16 protein-coding genes are annotated in these 17,416 nt (G+C 63.9%); 13 read left to right on the forward strand and 3 right to left on the reverse strand.

Annotated features, from left to right (window positions below):
• Positions 1–137: 137 nt before the first annotated feature.
• The 8 genes from JJB74_RS27090 to JJB74_RS27125 all read left to right on the forward strand — a co-directional run bounded on the left by JJB74_RS27090 (position 138) and on the right by JJB74_RS27125 (position 7,757).
• Complete coding sequence (locus tag JJB74_RS27090; protein WP_200597397.1) at positions 138–1,067, forward strand: 2-hydroxyacid dehydrogenase; 930 nt, start codon at positions 138–140, stop codon at positions 1,065–1,067.
• A gap of 1 nt (position 1,068) precedes the next feature.
• Positions 1,069–1,983 (forward strand): hydroxymethylglutaryl-CoA lyase, encoded by a 915-nt coding sequence (locus JJB74_RS27095; RefSeq protein WP_200597399.1) that lies wholly within the window; start codon positions 1,069–1,071, stop codon positions 1,981–1,983.
• Positions 1,980–2,195, forward strand: a complete 216-nt coding sequence (locus tag JJB74_RS27100; protein ID WP_200597401.1) for a DUF1289 domain-containing protein — start codon at positions 1,980–1,982, stop codon at positions 2,193–2,195. The genes JJB74_RS27095 and JJB74_RS27100 overlap by 4 nt, the downstream gene beginning before the upstream one ends.
• Positions 2,192–3,097, forward strand: a complete 906-nt coding sequence (locus JJB74_RS27105; RefSeq protein ID WP_200597403.1) for an MBL fold metallo-hydrolase — start codon at positions 2,192–2,194, stop codon at positions 3,095–3,097. The genes JJB74_RS27100 and JJB74_RS27105 overlap by 4 nt, the downstream gene beginning before the upstream one ends.
• 185 nt (positions 3,098–3,282) lie before the next feature.
• Entirely contained in the window at positions 3,283–3,864 is a 582-nt protein-coding gene (locus tag JJB74_RS27110; RefSeq protein ID WP_200597405.1) for an outer membrane beta-barrel protein, read from the forward strand.
• Positions 3,865–4,038: 174 nt separating this feature from the next.
• Positions 4,039–5,007, forward strand: coding sequence for an NAD(P)H-dependent flavin oxidoreductase (locus JJB74_RS27115; protein ID WP_200597407.1), 969 nt, complete (start codon positions 4,039–4,041; stop codon positions 5,005–5,007).
• Positions 5,008–5,020: 13 nt separating this feature from the next.
• Positions 5,021–5,323: a DUF1330 domain-containing protein gene (locus JJB74_RS27120; RefSeq protein WP_200597409.1), complete on the forward strand. Its 303-nt coding sequence runs from the start codon at positions 5,021–5,023 to the stop codon at positions 5,321–5,323.
• 163 nt (positions 5,324–5,486) lie between these two features.
• Complete coding sequence (locus JJB74_RS27125; RefSeq protein ID WP_234484900.1) at positions 5,487–7,757, forward strand: PAS domain-containing hybrid sensor histidine kinase/response regulator; 2,271 nt, start codon at positions 5,487–5,489, stop codon at positions 7,755–7,757.
• A gap of 9 nt (positions 7,758–7,766) precedes the next feature.
• Here the strand turns inward: JJB74_RS27125 and JJB74_RS27130 are convergent, their stop codons facing one another.
• Positions 7,767–8,570: an alpha/beta fold hydrolase gene (locus JJB74_RS27130; protein ID WP_200597411.1), complete on the reverse strand. Its 804-nt coding sequence runs from the start codon at positions 8,568–8,570 to the stop codon at positions 7,767–7,769.
• A 275-nt stretch (positions 8,571–8,845) separates the two neighbouring features.
• On the opposite strand from JJB74_RS27130, the gene JJB74_RS27135 reads away from it, so the two are divergent.
• A complete protein-coding gene (locus JJB74_RS27135) occupies positions 8,846–9,343 on the forward strand; it encodes an ankyrin repeat domain-containing protein (protein ID WP_267913205.1) in 498 nt (165 codons plus the stop codon).
• Between the two features lie 305 nt (positions 9,344–9,648).
• Here JJB74_RS27135 and JJB74_RS27140 read toward each other — a convergent pair whose 3' ends face one another.
• Positions 9,649–10,263: a type 1 glutamine amidotransferase domain-containing protein gene (locus JJB74_RS27140; protein ID WP_200597415.1), complete on the reverse strand. Its 615-nt coding sequence runs from the start codon at positions 10,261–10,263 to the stop codon at positions 9,649–9,651.
• Between the two features lie 248 nt (positions 10,264–10,511).
• Here JJB74_RS27140 and JJB74_RS27145 point away from each other — a divergent pair, with 248 nt between their 5' ends.
• The 4 genes from JJB74_RS27145 to JJB74_RS27160 all read left to right on the forward strand — a co-directional run bounded on the left by JJB74_RS27145 (position 10,512) and on the right by JJB74_RS27160 (position 16,437).
• Complete coding sequence (locus JJB74_RS27145; RefSeq protein ID WP_200597417.1) at positions 10,512–12,770, forward strand: alpha,alpha-trehalose-phosphate synthase (UDP-forming); 2,259 nt, start codon at positions 10,512–10,514, stop codon at positions 12,768–12,770.
• The gene (gene otsB / locus JJB74_RS27150; protein WP_200597419.1) at positions 12,770–13,570 is read left to right on the forward strand and encodes a trehalose-phosphatase; all 801 of its coding nucleotides are present in this window, start codon (positions 12,770–12,772) and stop codon (positions 13,568–13,570) included. Before JJB74_RS27145 ends, otsB begins: the two co-directional genes overlap by 1 nt.
• Positions 13,567–15,357: a glycoside hydrolase family 15 protein gene (locus tag JJB74_RS27155; RefSeq protein WP_200597421.1), complete on the forward strand. Its 1,791-nt coding sequence runs from the start codon at positions 13,567–13,569 to the stop codon at positions 15,355–15,357. The genes otsB and JJB74_RS27155 overlap by 4 nt, the downstream gene beginning before the upstream one ends.
• 90 nt (positions 15,358–15,447) lie before the next feature.
• Entirely contained in the window at positions 15,448–16,437 is a 990-nt protein-coding gene (locus JJB74_RS27160; RefSeq protein ID WP_200597423.1) for an ROK family protein, read from the forward strand.
• A 99-nt stretch (positions 16,438–16,536) separates the two neighbouring features.
• On the opposite strand, the gene JJB74_RS27165 is transcribed toward JJB74_RS27160, so the two are convergent.
• A complete protein-coding gene (locus JJB74_RS27165; RefSeq protein WP_200597425.1) occupies positions 16,537–17,325 on the reverse strand; it encodes a phytanoyl-CoA dioxygenase family protein in 789 nt (262 codons plus the stop codon).
• Positions 17,326–17,416: the final 91 nt, after the last annotated feature.

Raw genomic sequence — 17,416 nt, forward strand, 5'->3', positions numbered from 1 at the left:
CGATTACCGCTTACACTGCGGCTGCACATGCGGCGTCAGGCGCGCCGCGTCAGCGCGAGGCTGATGCGCTCACGCCATCGCGATATCGCTGCTGCGAACATTCCCGAATCCTTGTTGAACCACCGAGAAGAACCACCATGGAGATACTGTTTCACGCCACCGGCGGCAAGCCCGAGCCCTGGGTCGCCGATCTGCAGGCCTTGCTGCCCGAAGCGCGGGTGCGCGCCTGGACCGAGGGCGACGATGCCCCGGCCGATTACGCCGTGGTCTGGCAACCGCCGCGCGCGATGCTGGAAAAGCGCGCCGATCTGAAAGCCATCTTCAACCTCGGCGCCGGCGTCGACGGCATCCTGGCGCTGGCCGATGCATTGCCGGCGCAGGTGCCGGTGGTGCGCCTGGACGATGCCGGCATGGGCCTGCAGATGGCCGAATACGTCAGCCACGCGGTGCTGCATTATTTCCGTCGCTTCGACGCCTTCGCGCAATCGCAGCGGGAAGGCCGCTGGCGCTTCATCAAGCCGCATGACCGGCGCGAATTCTCCGTCGGCATCCTTGGTCTGGGCGTGCTCGGCAACCGCGTCGCGCATGCGCTGCAGGAATTCGAATTTCCGCTGCACGGCTGGAGCCGCAGCGCCAAACAGGTGGAAGGCATCGTCTGCCATGCCGGCGAGGCCGGGCTGGATGCCTTCCTGCGGGCGTCGAAGGTGCTGATTTGCCTGCTGCCGCTGACCGAGGAAACCCGCGGCATCCTGAACCGCTCTACGCTGGAAAAGCTGCCGCAGGGCGCTTATCTGATCAATGTCGCGCGCGGCGGCCATCTGGTGGAGGAAGATCTGCTGGCGCTGGTGCAGTCTGGCCATATCGCCGGCGCCACGCTGGATGTGTTCCGGCAGGAACCGCTGCCGGCCGAGCATCCGTTCTGGAGCGAGCCGCGCATTACGATCACGCCGCATGTGGCCGCGGCCACGCTGCGCGGCGACAGCGTGCGCCAGATCGCCGGCAAGATCCGTCAATTGCAGCGCGGCGAAGCCATTGCCGGCGTTGTCGACCGCACGAAAGGATACTGAGATGAACCATGCCACTCTGCCGCAACGCGTGAAGATCGTCGAAGTCGGTCCGCGCGACGGCCTGCAGAATGAGAAGCAGACCATTCCGGCCGAGGTGAAGATCCGGCTGGTCGACATGCTGTCCGACGCCGGCTTTCCGAATATCGAGGCGGCGTCCTTCGTGTCGCCGAAATGGGTGCCGCAGATGGCGACCTCGGCCGAAGTCATGGCCGGCATCACGCGCCGTCCCGGTACGGTGTATTCGGCGCTGGCGCCGAACATGAAAGGTTTCGATGCGGCGCTGGCTGCGGGCGTGGACGAGGTCGTGATTTTCGGCGCGGCCTCGGAAGCCTTCTCGCAGAAGAACATCAATTGCTCGATCGCGGAATCAATCGAGCGCTTTCGCGACGTGGCCGAGGCGACCAAGCGCCATGGCCTGAAGCTGCGCGCGGCAGTGAGCTGCGCGCTTGGCTGCCCTTACCAGGGCGAGGTGCCGGTCGCAGCGGTGCGCGATGTGGTGGCGCGGCTGCGCGCGCTCGGCTGCGACGAAATCGACATCGCCGACACCATCGGCGTGGCCACGCCGCGCAAGGTGTATGCGGCGATGGAAGCGGCGATGCGCGAGTTCCCGGTCGAAGGCTTGTCCGGCCATTTTCATGACACCTATGGCCAGGCGGTGGCGAACATCTATGCGGCGCTGGAAGTCGGTATCTCGATCTTTCATTCCTCGGTCGCGGGCCTGGGCGGCTGCCCGTATGCGAAGGGCGCGACCGGCAATGTCGCCACCGAGGACGTGCTGTACCTGATGCAGGGCCTGGGCATCGAGACCGGCATCAATCTGGACAAGGTAGTCGATGCCGGCCAGTTCATCGCCGGCCATCTCGGCCGTCCGGCCAGCCGCGCCGGCAATGCCATCGCGGCCAAGCGTGGCGCATGACGCGCTACGACCCCACCTCGCCCGGCCCGGTGCCTTCGCCCTGCATCGGCATTTGCCGCATGGAGGAGGGCACCGGCTTATGCAGCGGCTGCCTGCGCACCATCGATGAAATCGCCTGCTGGGGCGGCGCGTCGGAGGCGGTCAAGCGCGAAGTCTGGCGTGAGATCCGGCGGCGGGAGGCGGCGCAAAGCTCCGGGGCGACACGCCGATGACGCTACCGGCATCGATGCGCCTTTTCGAGCGCGGCTGGCTGTCGGCCAACAACATCCTGTTTCTCGGCAGGGAGGAAACGGCACTGGTCGACAGCGGTTATGTCAGCCATGCGCCGCAGACGCTGGCACTGGTCGGGCATGGACTGGGCGGGCGGCGGCTGGATCTGCTGATCAACACCCATCTGCATTCCGACCACTGCGGCGGCAATGCGGCGCTGCAGGCGGCCCATGCTTGCCGCACGCTGATACCGGCCGCCGAAGCGGCGAGCGTGCGCGCCTGGGACGAGGAGGCGCTTTCGTATCGCGCCACCGGCCAGCAATGTCCGCGTTTCGGTTTCGATGGAATCCTGGGCGATGGCGATGTGCTGCGGCTCGGCGATCTCGACTGGCGGGTGCTCGCTGCTCCCGGCCATGATCCGCATGCGCTGCTGCTCTGGTGCGACGCGCAAGGGATCCTGCTTTCGGCAGATGCGCTGTGGGAGAACGGGTTTGGCGTGATCTTTCCGGAGCTGGAGGGGGAGTCGGGGTTCAAGGAGGCACGCGCCACGCTGGAGCTGATCGCCGGGTTGGATGCGCGCCTGGTGATCCCAGGTCACGGCGCCGCTTTCACCGATGTGCGCGCCGCGCTGGAGCGGGCGCGGCGGCGGCTGGACTTCCTCGAAGCCGATCCGGTGCGCAATGCACAGAACGGCGTGAAGGTGCTGGTGAAATTCCGGTTGCTGGAGCGAAGGCGGGTGGAGTTGTCCGAACTTCGGCAGTGGGTGCGCGAGGTGCCGCTGCTGGTGACATCGAATCGGCGGTGTCTGCAGATGGAGGACGATGCGCTGGCGGACTGGATTGCGTCACAGTTGGTGCGGGCTGGCGTGGCGGCGATTGAGGATGGGATGCTGGTGGATCAATGATGCAAAGCGTGGCACGAAGCGATATTTTTATGGGAAGTTGCAATGAAATGCCGCATGTTGGGCAATTTCCACAACAACCGTGCATGCCGGATAACAATTGATTTATAGTCATTCAGTTTTGCTTTCCGGTAACCCTAGAATGCGAGGCCAGCAAAAAGACTGGTAATCACTTCGAGGGATGAATCATGAAAGTAAACAAGCAGTTGGCAGCATTGGCAGTGGCTTTGTCGGCGGTTTCTGGAGCAGCGGTTGCAGCAGGAAATGATAGTGGCGCGTATCTGGGCGGCGGTGTGGGTTATTCATATCATGCCGGTGAATGTCCAGCAGGAACTGACTGCTCTCGGTCGGATGCCGGTTTCAAGATTTTCGGGGGATACCAGTTCAACCCGTATGTTGCTCTGGAGGCTGGTTATATCGATCTGGGTAAAGCCAAGGCCTCGAATTCCCACGGCGAGCTTTCCGCAGCGACGACCTCTTTCACGACAGCTGTCCTTGGCATGGTTCCACTTGGCACGCAAGCTTCGTTGTTCGGCAAGCTTGGCATGCATTGGTCCAAGACAAAGATATCAGGAAGCGCAGGCAAGCTTTCCGATGATTACACTGACAATCACAACGGCTTCCTGGCCGGCATCGGTGGCCAATACAATTTCACGCCAAACTTCGTCGGACGCGTGGAATATGAGTGGCTGAACAAGGCGGACAAGGCAGCCGATGTCTGGGACGGCGATGTTCATTTGGTCAGCGCCAGCCTGATTTACAAGTTCTAAAATCCGTTCAAATCCTCATCCCGCTTCACCATTGACCGGCGATGCCGGTCCATCTTCCCCAAGCAGCCCCAAATCCCCGCACGACCGTTCTTTTTCTCGCCTATAATCAGCGCGGCCAGCCGTTAAACGCCCGGCAATTCTCCCGATATCCCCGTTCATCCACTTGAGGTCGCCATGGCATTGCCCGCCGCGCTGCAGCAGCTTCGTCTTCCCGTCATTGCTTCGCCGTTGTTCATTGCCAGCGGCCCCGAGCTCGTCACCGCGCAGTGCCGGGCCGGCATCGTCGGCTCGTTTCCGGCCTTGAATGCCCGGCCGGCGGAACTGCTCGACACCTGGCTCACGCAAATCCAGGCCGACCTGGCCGAACACAAGAAAGCCAACCCGGACGCCATCATCGGTCCGATCGCGGTGAACCAGATCGTGCATCAGTCCAACGACCGCCTGGCGCACGACGTCGAAGTCTGCGTGAAGCATGAAGTTCCGATCATCATTTCCTCGCTGCGCGCGCCGCCGAAGGAAATGCTCGATGCGATCCACAGCTATGGCGGCATCGTGCTGCATGACGTGATTTCAATCCGCCATGCGCAGAAGGCGCTGGAAGCCGGCGTCGATGGCCTGATCGCGGTCGCGGCCGGCGCCGGTGGTCATGCGGGTACGCTGTCGCCGTTTGCGCTCATCGGTGAAATCCGCAAGTTCTTCTCCGGGCCGATTGCGCTGTCCGGTTCCATCGCCACCGGCGACGCCGTCCTGGCCGCGCAGGCCATGGGCGCCGATTTCGCCTATATCGGCTCGCGCTGGCTGGCAACGCAGGAATCGAATGTCAGCGAGGCCTATCGTCAAAGCATCGTGGAATCCACGGCCGCCGACATTGTCTATACCAATCTGTTCACCGGAGTGCACGGCAACTACCTGAAGAAGTCCATCGTCGCCGCCGGGCTCGATCCGGACAATCTGCCCGAAGCCGACAAGTCGAAGATGAACTTCGGCTCCGGCGGCAGTGCGCGCGCCAAGGCCTGGCGCGACATCTGGGGCGCCGGTCAGGGCGTGGGCCTGATGCACGATGTGCCGACGGTCGAGGAAGTCGTGCGCCGGCTCGAAGAGGAATACCTTGCTGCGCGTCGCCGCCTGGCGCTGGATCGATAACGAAGGAGAAGAGATGCCCAAAGCCTATGTCGTCGCGGAGATCCGCGTCACCAATCCCGAGAAGTACGCGGACTACCGCGCGCTGTCCACTGCCGCCAACGAACAATACGGCGGCACCTGGCTGGCCAGAGGCGGCGAACGGGTGCAGCTCGAAGGCGAGGACGAGCAGCACAACGCCGGCTGGCGCAGCGTCATCGTCGAATTCCCGTCGCTGGCCGCGGCGCGCGCCTGGTACGACTCGCCGGAATACGCAAAGGCGCGCGAGATCCGCACCGCCAATTCCATCGGCCGGCTCTTCATCATCGAAGGCGTTTGAGTTCAGCGCCGGCATGGCTTACATGCCGATGTAATTCCTGCCGGCATCCATTGCTTCCCGAGCCCGCCCGCGCAGCCATGCTGCGTCTGGCATGCGCATTGCTGGTCATAGCCGCATTGTTTTGGCCATCACGTATCCGCGCAAGGAACCGGCAAACCTTTTCATGACTGTTACGCGGCATCCCGCTCCCACCAGCCCGGCGCTTGTTCCGGAAGCACTGCGTCTTTACGACCTGGTTCCCGGCGGCATCTGCATGCTCGATGCGCAGGGCTACTTCATCGGCGCCAACGCGTTCTACTGCGACTTCGTCGGCTACAGCCTCGAAGAATTGCTGCGCATGCGCGTGGCCGACATCACGCATCCGGAAGACCGCGAACGGGACCACATTGCGCTGCGACAGCTGATGGAGGGCGACAACGATGTCTACAGCGTTGAAAAGCGCTATTTCCACAAGGACGGTCGCATCTTGTGGGTAGGCATTTCCACCACCACGGTCCGGGATGCGCAGGGCCGGGTGCTGCATGCGCTGGGCATGGTGCGCGAGATCGGGGACCGCAAGCGCACCGAGGATGCGCTGCGCCAGGAAATCGATCGCAACCGGCAGATCGTGGAGGCCATACGCGAAGGCTTCGTACTGATGGATCGCGACTATCGGGTGCTCAGGATCAATGCCGAAGGCTTGCGCATCGATGGTCGCGACGCCTCCAAGATCCTTGGCCGCACGCACTGGGAAGCCTGGCCCGGCTCGGAGCACTCGCCGCTGGGCGCGGCCTATCGTTGGGCAATGACGGAAAGCGTGCCGATCGCGCTCGAGCACTGCTATGGCTACAACGACCGGGAACTCTGGCTGGACATGCGCGCCTACCCTTCCGACGGTGGACTGGTGGTCTTCTTCCGCGATATCACCCGACGCAGGCACAACGAGCGCGCGATCCGCGAAAGCGAAGCCAAGTTCCGCGGCATTACCGATGCGATGCCGCAGATGGTCTGGTCCACGCGAGCCGACGGCCATCACGATTACTACAACCGGCAATGGTATGACTACACCGGCGTGCCGGAAGGCACCACTGATGGCGAAGGCTGGAGCGGCATGTTCCATCCGGACGACCAGCCGCTGGCCTGGGAACGCTGGCGCCACAGCCTGGCCACTGGCGAGCCGTATGAAGTGCATTACCGGCTGCGCCACCGCTCGGGCCAGTACCGATGGAATCTCGGCCGCGCGCTGCCGGTGCGCGACGAATCCGGCGCGATCATCCGCTGGATGGGCACCTGCACCGACATCCACGACCAGAAGCTCGCCGAAGAGGAGCTCAAGGCGGCGAGCCGGCGCAAGGATGAATTCCTCGCGATGCTGGCGCATGAGCTGCGCAATCCGCTCGCGCCGATCGCTACGGCCGCGCAATTGCTGACGCTGACGGCCAACGATGCGAAGCGGGTGCGCCAGTCCAGCGACATCATCAGCAGGCAGGTGCGGCACATGACCGGCCTGGTCGATGACCTGCTCGATGTGTCGCGCGTCACCCGCGGGCTGGTGAGCCTGGAGATGGCACGTATCGATGTCAAGCCGCTGCTGGCCGCCGCCATCGGACAGGCGCGGCCATTGATCGAAGCGCGCCGGCACCGGTTGCAGACCGGCTTCGATGCCGGCCCCGCGATCGTGCTTGCAGACCGGGTGCGCATGATCCAGGTGATTGCGAACCTGCTCAACAATGCCGCCAAGTACACGCCGCCCGGCGGTGAAATCCGGCTGTCGATTTCGCTGCGGCATGCCGTTGCGGAGATTGCAGTGAGCGACAACGGCAGCGGCATCGATGCGGCGCTGATGCCGCATATCTTCGATCTCTTCACCCAGGCCGAACGCACGCCGGACCGCTCGCAGGGAGGACTTGGCCTCGGACTGGCGCTGGTCAAGAGCATCATGGCGCTGCATGGCGGCAGTGTCGCCGCGCACAGCGACGGCCCCGGTTGCGGCAGCACCTTCACGCTTTCGCTGCCGCTAGTCGACGAAGGAGAAGCGCCGCAGGACGAAGCGTCCGGTACGAGTGAGTCGCCGCCATTGCTGCAGCCGCTGCGCCTGATGATCGTGGATGACAATGCCGACGCCGCCGACACCCTGGCCGCGCTGCTGCGCGCCAGTGGGCATGACGTGACGGTGCGGGAAGACGCGAAGAGCGCGCTCGACGCTGCGCGCCGGGATGCGCCGCAGGTCTTCATCCTCGACATCGGCCTGCCGGACATCGATGGTTATGAGCTCGCGCGACGTTTGCGCGCCGATCCGGGAACGCAGAATGCGCTGCTGATCGCGCTGACCGGCTACGGCCAGCCGCATGATCGGGTGCTGTCGCGCACCGCCGGCTTCGACCATCACTTCGTCAAGCCAGCCGAGCCAGCCGAGCTGATGGCGGCGCTGAAGAAAGGGCGGCCCCAGGCTTGATCCTCTAACTCAACGCAGGCCTTCCTCGCGCAGCAGGCGCTCGGTTTCCTCTGCCACCAGCTCCGCCGCATCGGCGTACACGTCATGGCCGCTGCCCTCTGCGACCACGAATCTGCCGCGCAGCGACGAGGCGGCGAGCCGTTCCTGCGTTTGCCGCCATAGCGCTTCGATCGCAGGCGGACTCGCATGGTCGGTGGCCGCGATGACCAGCATCGGCGAGCGCGGCTGCGCGCGCATGCGCCGCATCTGCGCCTGTGACAGTTGCGCGCCTTTCCACTCGAGATACGCCAGCGAGCGATGCGCGCGCGGTGCGTGTCCTTCGAAGGGATTGTCGAGCGCTGGTTCAAAGGGGCTCGCCGCGTCGAGCAGCACCAGCGCCGCCGTCTGTGCTGCATAGGCCCGCGCGAAATACTGCGCATACAGGCCGCCCAGAGAATGACCGACCAGCACGACTGGCGCGTGGCCATACAGCCGGTCCAGCAAGCGATGCAGCCTGCGGCTGCTTTCCCTTGCCATCAGCGGGCCGCGCGGATGACGCCGGTGATAGTGGCTCTTGCCATAGCCGATGCGGTTGTAGATCAGCACTCCCGAGGAGCGATTAAGCCTTTCGATGAACTCGGCCGGCCACGAGTCCATGCCGCGTCCCATCCCGCTTTCCAGCACCAGCGCCGGCTGCTCGCCGGGATAGCGGCAGTATTGCAACTGATACGTCGAAAAGTCGGCGATGTCGCAGACCGGGGTCGCGCTGGCGGCGGCGGAAACCAGCAACGCGCAAAAGAAAACACGCAGTGTCATTCGGCAGGAGGAGGGCATGGGCGCTCGCGGAGAAATAGGGACGGCGAGCCGGCATCGACGGCATCGCGATCGGCGGAAAGCGCCGACGTGTGCACTGGGTGGGAATTTTCGATAAGCGGTTGCAGCGCTCGAAAGCGGAGTCGTGGCGACCGGTGCCGATAGCAATCGAAGGTGATGACCTGCGCTCGCACTCAATTTCAATACGGCGGGCAGCAGCGGACGGCCAAGCGTGCGTAGGTATCCGCCTGAAGCAGTGAAGCGCACGGCGATGCGCCGCAACAGCCACGCCGGCCCTGCCACTTCGCAGGGCAACGGGCGCGCATGCCGCAAGCAAAGGTCACCTGGACACGGTGAACGCGCTGATCAATGCTCGGGCCGATATCAATCTGGCCAACCGGGATGACGTGACTCCGCTGATGGCTGCTATGGACGGAGGACATGTCGCGGTGGTGGATGCGCTCCTTCGCAATGGAGCCGAGGTCAATTGCGCTGATTCATTGGATGGATCGACCGCGGTCATCAAAGCCACAATGAAAGGCAGTATCGTCATGCCAAGCATGCTGTTGGAAAAGGGTGCCGGGGTTCATCAGGAACGACAGCTTGACAGCTTAACTGCACTGATGTTGGCAGCCGTTAGCGGTCAGATCGAATTGGTGGAAGCTCTGCTGCGCGTGGGCGCGAACGTTAATCATGCCAATCGAGATGGCATGACTGCGGTGAAGTTGGCCAAGCATAAAGGCCGTACCGAAGTCGTTAACGCTTTGCTCAGGAAAGCCGCCATGGATGATTAGAACCCTGGGCGGAAAAATTACATGAGCTTGGGTAAAGAGAGTACCTGGTGAAAGACGCAGGCATGCCTTGGCTGGTGACCGGAAGGTGCCAAAGTGTCGTGAAGAAAAGCCCGAACCGAAATCGTTGCTATTTGACCCAATCTCAGCGAGCGGGATCGTCCGTCCCGTGAAGTTGCACGGACCGGCGTGGCGATTACGTAAGCTCGCCAAAGTTGCGCACCATGTCTATCGGTGATGAAGCCATGAATGACTTCGGCCACGCGGATAATGATTGCCACCCGCGCAGCTGGGGTCAGGTACATGTCTCAGGCATCCACCCCCACCGACGATGCCTTCTCATCCGGGGTCCCGCGCACGCTGGCCATCACGCGCTCGCCCAAGGCCGCGATGAAGGCGCGGTTGAAAGCCGGAATATCGTCCGGCTTCCTGCTGGAAACCAGGTTGCCGTCGACCACGACTTCCTGGTCCACCCAGTTGCCGCCGGCATTGCGGATGTCGTCCTGCAGCGATGGCCATGAGGTCATCGTCCTGCCCTTGACCAGCCCGGTCGACACCAGCAGCCAGCCGCCATGGCAGATCACCGCGATCGGCTTGCCCTCGGCCGCCATCGCTTCAACAAAGCGGCGCGCCTCGGGAATCATGCGGATCGCATCGCCATTCATCACGCCGCCGGGCAAGAGCACGGCGTCGAAGTCGGCCGGATCTGCCTGATCGAACGTCCTGGCCACGTCGAATTCATCGGCTTTCTCGTCATGCCTGAAACCGCGCACCTTGCCCGGTTTTGCCGAGAGGATATGCGCGGCCGCGCCTTCTCTCTCCAGCGCTTCGCGCGGACCGGTCAGTTCCACCTGTTCGAAGCCATCGGTCACCAGGATTGCCACCGACAGGCCGGCCAGCCGGGTTTCGGGTATGTCCGCCATCATCGTCTCCATCAAAGAGCATATCGGCAGGGAGTGCCGGAATGACGAAAAGTTCGTAAGCTCGAGCCGGTGGGCAAACGAGGAGAGGGATACGGTAAGTGGCGTGGCGAACCGACGCCAGGCTTGCCGCCCTGCATCATCAAGGCTTTGCGCTTTCCGATGCGCGGGAGAATTTCGCAGAACACTCCAGTTCCGACGCTGTCCACCATGGAACCCGATCGAAGAACTGAACCCCCAAGACAGAACTCATGGCGTTGCAAACCTTCCGTCTTTCCCTGCGTTTCATCCTGCCGCTGGCCGTGGTGCTCGGCCTGTTCGCCTATGCAGTCGTGCCACAGGTCGACGAGATCACGCTGCGCTGGTTCGTGCGCGACCTGGAGGCGCGCTCGCAGACGCTGGTCTCTGCCCTGCAGGAACCGCTGAAGGAATATGCGCCGCAGGGCGCAACCCGGCGCATCGCACAGTTGCTCGATCGCACCGCGCAGCAGAGCCAATTGTCTTCGCTGGCGTTCTGCGACCCCTCCGGCCGTGTGGTCTATCACACCGCGGGCTATCCGGAAGCGCTCGGCTGCCCGCCGACGAATTTCCCCGGCACCTTGCGCCAGTCGCTGCAGGATCTGCCCGGCGGCCGCGTGCACGTGACCGAAGGCGTGGTGCGCGACGGCGCGCAATATCTCGGCAAGCTGATGCTGGTCAACGATATGAGCTACATCGAGCGCCGCAGCGCCGATGCGCGCAAATACGTGCTGGCAGTGTTCGCGCTGATTGCCGTCGTAGTGTCGCTGATCACGGTTTTCGTCGCTCACCTGTCTTGGCGGGGCTGGATGAATGCGATGCGCATCCTTTTGCGCGGCGGTGGCGATGCGCCGCGGCCGCAGGGCGTGGACGAGCCGCCGCCGGAAGTGCAGCCGCTGATGAGCGACTTGCGCGCATTGCTCCATGAATACAACGTCGAGCGCCGCGGCCTGGAAGGCGCGACGCAATCGTGGAATCCGGACAAGCTGCGCGCGCTGCTGCATGACGAACTCGCCGGCGACGAAGTGCTGGTGGTGTCGAACCGCGAGCCCTACATCCACAGCCGCAGCGACAAGGGTATCGAGGTGCGGCGCCCGGCCAGCGGCCTGGTGACCGCGGTGGAGCCGGTGATGCGCGCCTGCTCGGGCACCTGGATCGCGCATGGCGCCGGCAATGCCGACCGCGAAGTCGTCGATGCCCACGACAGGGTGCGGGTGCCGCCGAAGAATCCGTCCTACACGCTGCGCCGGGTCTGGCTCACCGAGCAGGAAGAAAAGGGTTATTACTACGGCTTCGCCAACGAAGGCCTGTGGCCGCTGTGCCATATCGCGCATGTGCGTCCGGTGTTCCGCTCTTCCGACTGGGACCAGTACGTCGAAGTCAACCAGCGCTTCGCCGATGCCGTAGTGGCCGAGGCGCGCACCGAGGACCCGGTGGTGCTGGTGCAGGATTATCACTTCGCGCTGTTGCCGCGCATGGTGCGCGAAAAGCTGCCGCGCGCCACCATCATCATGTTCTGGCATATCCCGTGGCCGAACCCGGAATCCTTCGGCATCTGTCCGTGGCGCGAGGAAATTCTCGAAGGTCTGCTCGGCAATACGCTGCTGGGCTTTCACACGCCTTTCCACTGCAAGAACTTCCTGGAGACCGTGGACCGCTATCTCGAAACCCGCATCGAACATGAAGCCTCGACGATTTCCTATGGCGGCGACCTGACCCAGGTCGAGCCCTATCCGATCTCGATCGCCTGGCCCGAAGGGCCTTACCCGGAAAGCATCGCCGAGTCGCGCGCGTCGGTACGCGCCGAGCTCGGTTTGCCAAGGAACCTGTTGATGGGCATAGGCGTGGACCGGCTCGATTACACCAAGGGCATCCTCGAACGATTGCAGGCGGTGGAGCGGATGATGGAGTTGCATCCTTCGATGGTCGGCCGCTTTTCCTTCGTGCAGATCGCCGCGCCCTCGCGCTCCTCGCTCGAGGAATACCAGGCGCTGGAAAACCGCGTGCGGGCGCTGGCGCAGCGCATCAACCTGCGCTTCGGGCAAAGCGGCGTGAATCCGATCGTGCTGAAGGTCGAGCATTACGACTCGGACCAGGTCAGCCGCTATTACCGCGCCGCCGACGTCTGCATGGTGACCAGCCTGCACGACGGCATGAACCTGGTGGCCAAGGAATTCATCGCCGCGCGCGATGACGAGCTCGGCGTATTGATCCTGTCGCAATTCACCGGCGCGGCGCGCGAGCTGCATGAAGCCCTGATCATCAACCCGTATCACATCGAACAGGGCGCGGATGCGCTGTACCGCGCATTGACCATGCCTGAAGCCGAGCAGCGCGAACGCATGCGCTCCATGCGCTCGCTGGTGCGCGATTTCAATGTCTACCGCTGGGCCGGGCGCATGCTGCTCGACGCCGCACGGCTGCGGCGGCGCGAGCGCATCAGCGCCAAGCTCCGTTCGCACACCAAGCGCTCATTGCGGAGGGTGCGCTGATGATGACCGAGCTGTTTTCCGACGCCGGCATGCGCCGCCTGGACGCGATCGTGCAGCCAGGTATGCTGTGCGTCTTCGATTTCGACGGCACGCTCTCGCCCATCGTGCCCGAGCCGGATTGCGCGCGCCTGCCTTCCGAAGTGCGCGAGCGGCTCATGGCGCTTGCCACGCTTGCGCCGGTGGCCATCCTCACCGGCCGCTCACTTACCGATGTGAAGAAGCGCCTCGGCTTCGAGCCGCATTACGTGATCGGCAATCACGGCCTGGAAGGCTTGCCCGGCTGGGAAGGCAAGAGCGCCGAGTTCGCCGCCGCCTGCGACGGCTGGCGCGAAGCGCTGTTCATGGCCATGCGCGACAAAAAGCGTTTTGATCCCGGCATACGCATCGAGGACAAGCGCTATTCGCTGTCGGTGCATTACCGCATGGCCAAGAACACGAAGGAAACCGAGGCGCGGCTGGCCGCGCTGTTTTCAAAACTGACGCCGCCGCCGCGCGTGGTCGACGGCAAGTTCGTCTTCAGCCTGATGCCCGATGAAGCCTTGAACAAGGGCAGCGCGCTGTTGCAGCTCATGGCGCAAAGCGGCGCCTCCGGCGCCATCTATGTCGGCGACGATGTCACCGACGAAGATGTGTTCCGGCTGCGCCGGCCCGACATCCTTACGGTGCGCATCGAACCGCATGCCGATTCCGCTGCCGAATTCCATCTTCCGACCATGCCGGACATCGTGCGCCTGCTCGACGAGCTGGTGCGCCGGCTGGCCAGACCATCGCAGGACCCAACACCAAGGACATCCGCATGAATACACTCGACCTCGGCCTGATAGGCAACTCCCGCACCAATGCCCTGATCGACCGCCATGGCGCCATCGTCTGGTGGTGCTATCCGTATTTCGACAGCGATCCGTTGTGCAACCGGCTGCTGCAGGCCGACAAGGACGATGGCGAGGCGCACGGCTTCATCGATGTGAAGTTCGACGGCGCGCGCCTGACCGCGCAGCATTACGAGCGCAATTCGGCGATCCTGGTGACCCGCCTCGAGGATGCCAACGGCAACGGCATACAGATCACCGACTTCGCGCCGCGCTTCCAGATGCATGGCCGCATGTTCTCGCCCTCGATGCTGGTGCGCATCATCCACCGCACCTCGGGCCGGCCGCGCATCGCGCTGCGGGTACGCCCGTCGATCGACTATGGCCGCGAGCCGGCCGAGATCCGCCGTGGCGCGCATCACATCTCCTTCCTCGGCGGCGAACAGAGCATGCGCCTGACCACCGACGCCGCGGTGACGGCAATCGTCGACGAGAAGCCCTTCTTCCTGCAGGACACGGTAACGATGTTGATGGGCGTGGATGAAACCGTGTCCGGCTCGCCGGCCGAGATCGGCCGCTCGTTTCATCAGCAGACGCTGGCCTACTGGCAGGGCTGGACGCGCGGTCTGGCGATCCCCTTCGAATGGCAGGACGTCGTGATCCGCGCCGCGATCACGCTGAAGATGAATGCCTTCGACGATTCCGGCGCGGTGATCGCAGCCGTCACCACCTCGATTCCCGAAGCGCCGGGCAGCCAGCGCAACTGGGACTACCGCTTCTGCTGGCTACGCGACGCCTATTTCGTGGTCAATGGCCTGAACTCGCTCGGCGCCACCGGCACCATGGAGCGCTACCTCGAATACATCCTCAACATCATTGCCGACAGCCGCGACGAGCCGCTGCAGCCGGTGTATGGCATCCGGCGCCAGGCCGCGCTGGATGAATGGGAAGCGCCGCACCTGGAAGGCTATCGCGGCATGGGTCCGGTGCGGGTCGGCAATTCGGCCTATTTCCAGATCCAGAACGATGTCTTCGGCGCGGCCGTCATGGCCAGCACCCATGCCTTCTTCGACCATCGTCTGCAGCGTCCCGCCGGGCAGCAGATGTTCCATGACCTGGAGCGGCTCGGCGAGCAGGCCATCCAGAACTACAACGTGCCGGATGCCGGCATCTGGGAGCTGCGCGGCAGCAAGCGGGTGCATACCTTCTCGAGCATGATGTGCTGGGCCGCCTGCGATCGCCTGGCCACGATCGCGAAACGGCTGCAGCTCGAAGACCGCCATGTCTACTGGCGCGGCCATGCGGACGAAATGCATCGCGTGATCTGCGAATCGGCATGGAATGCGGAACTCAACAGCTTCGTCTCTACCTTCGGCGGTGACCGCATGGATGCGAGCCTGCTGCTGATGGGCGAGTTCCAGTTCCTGAAGGACAACGATCCGCGCCTGGCGTCCACGGTGCATGCAATCGAAAAGCACTTGAAGCGCGGTGAGTTCCTGCTGCGCTATGACGAGGAGGACGACTTCGGCCTGCCCGAGACCGCCTTCCTGGTCTGCACGCTGTGGTGGATCCTGGCGCTGGCGCGCATCGGCGAAAAGGACCGTGCGCGCGAACTGTTCGAGCGAGTGCTGGAGAAGCGCAATCATCTCGGGCTGATGTCCGAGGATCTGTCGACCGAGAACGGCGAGCTGTGGGGCAACTTCCCGCAGACCTACAGCATGGTCGGCTTGATACAGTGCGCGACCAGGTTGTCGAAGTCTTGGGATGAAGCTTATTGAAGATCGGTAGGGTGGGTGTAACCCACGCGGTCTCGGGTGGATCAACCTGAAACGCGTGGGTTTCACCCACCCTGCAAAAAAGGAAAGCACATGAGCGATCAACTTTACCTGGGTGCGCTGGACATCGGCGGCACCAAGATGGCGGTGTCCATCGCCAATGCCGATGGCCCGTTGGGACGTATCACGCGCCCCACGCCCAAGAGCGGCGACCTCGGCACGCTCGCGCGCCAGGCCATCGAGATGCTGCATGCGCTGTGCGATGACAAGCGCGTGCCGCGCGACGCATTGCAAACCCTGGGCGTGTGCTCGGCCGGACCCTTCGCGCGCATCGACGGCATGCTGGGGCTGGCCGCGCCAAACATTTCCGGCAAGCGTTCCGGCTCCGCCGACCTGCCTAATGACTGGGATGTGATTCCGCTCGAAGGTCCGCTGCGCGAGGTCTTCACCACGGTGAAGATTGAGAACGACTGCGTCTCGGCGCTGGTGGCCGAGCGCACCTTCGGCGCGGTGCAGGACGAGCCGAACTGCGTGTATGTGACCTGGAGCACCGGCATCGGCTTCGGCCTGTGCGTGGATGGCCATGTCCTGCACGGCAAGCACGGCAATGCCGGCCATGCCGGACACCAGTTGATGAGCGAAACCTCGGACGCGGTCTGCGGCTGCGGCAATGTCGGCGACCTCGAGGCATTGATCTCCGGCCGCAACCTCGGCAACCGCCTCGGCCAATCGACCGCCGATGTGTTCGACGCCGCGCGCCGCGGCCAGGCGCAGGCGCTGGCCATCGCCGAGGAAGCCGCGCGCCGCTTCGGTCGCGGGCTGTACAACGTTGCCGTTACGCTGGATACGTCCAAGTTCGTCATCGGCGGCAGCGTCTGGCAGCATCATGGCGAGTGGCTGCTGCCGATGGTGAGACGGGAAATCGATAGCCGCATGCAGGCGCTGACAGCCGGCATCGAGCTCTTGCCGGCGGCGCTGGGCAGCATCGTGGCGGATGTCGGCGCATTCAGCCTGGTGATGCCTCAGGAGTGGGTGCAGGCCTGGCGGGTGAGTCAGCCGTGGGACGGGTTGCGGAACAGGTAGCGGTCGGCGGCAAGACGCGGCTTACGCAGACTGGATATCACGTTCGCGTTTGATGATGGGCTTGGCAGCCCAACGGTCCGAACCCTGCGCCGCTATCCATCACAACGCCACTTCCCCCGCCGCGGCCGAACGCGATCCCGGCAGCGGTGGATTCGACTTGCCGTGGTACGCGAACACCACCGAGGCCTTCATCCGGTCGCTGTCGTTGCGCCGCGCCGCATGGAACAGCTTGCTGTGAAACAGCACCACGTCGCCGCGCCGTAGTTCGGGCGTGACGCCAAGCGTAAACAACCGTCGATTCTCCGGCACTTCCGGCCGCAGAAAGTCCAGCGCATCCATCTGCTCCGGTGCGATCGGCATGCGGTGTGAACCGGGGATGAATTTCAGCGCGCCATTGTTCTCGTTCTCCTCGCCCAAGGCCAGCCACACCGAGATCAGATCCGGCCGCGTGAAGGACCAGTAGCGGATGTCGCGATGCCAGCCGGTCGCGGTGCCATAGTCGGGATGCTTGGTCATGATGCAGTTGTGATGCGCCAGCGACAGCACCGGATCTTCCTCGAACAACTGCCGCAGGATCGCGACGAGGCGGGCATCGGCGGCCCAGTCGCGATAGGCCGGGTCACGCTGCCATGCCGCCTTCAGGCGGCGCGCCGTGCGTCCGCCCGGCGCATCGAGCGAAGCCGGCGCGCCGGCATAGCCGACCTCGGCTTCGTATTCGATTGGCGGCACCGCGCGGTGCAGGTGATCGCGGGTGACATCGAGCATGCGCCCGCAATCGGCATCGGCAACGAAGCCGGGTAACAGCAGATAACCGTCGCCATGGAAGCGGGCAAGCTGGGCCGCGCTGAGCAGGGAAGCGGGGAAATCGGGGGAAGAGGGCAGCGTCATGATCGGATGGCCTGAGTCGAAGGCGCATTATCGCCCCAGGTTTGAGCCCGGACAACCGGCGCGGGAACCGGAGCATGTCGCAAGGGACCAA

The organism is Noviherbaspirillum pedocola (genome assembly GCF_016632335.1).
Classification (GTDB): domain Bacteria; phylum Pseudomonadota; class Gammaproteobacteria; order Burkholderiales; family Burkholderiaceae_D; genus Noviherbaspirillum_A; species Noviherbaspirillum_A pedocola.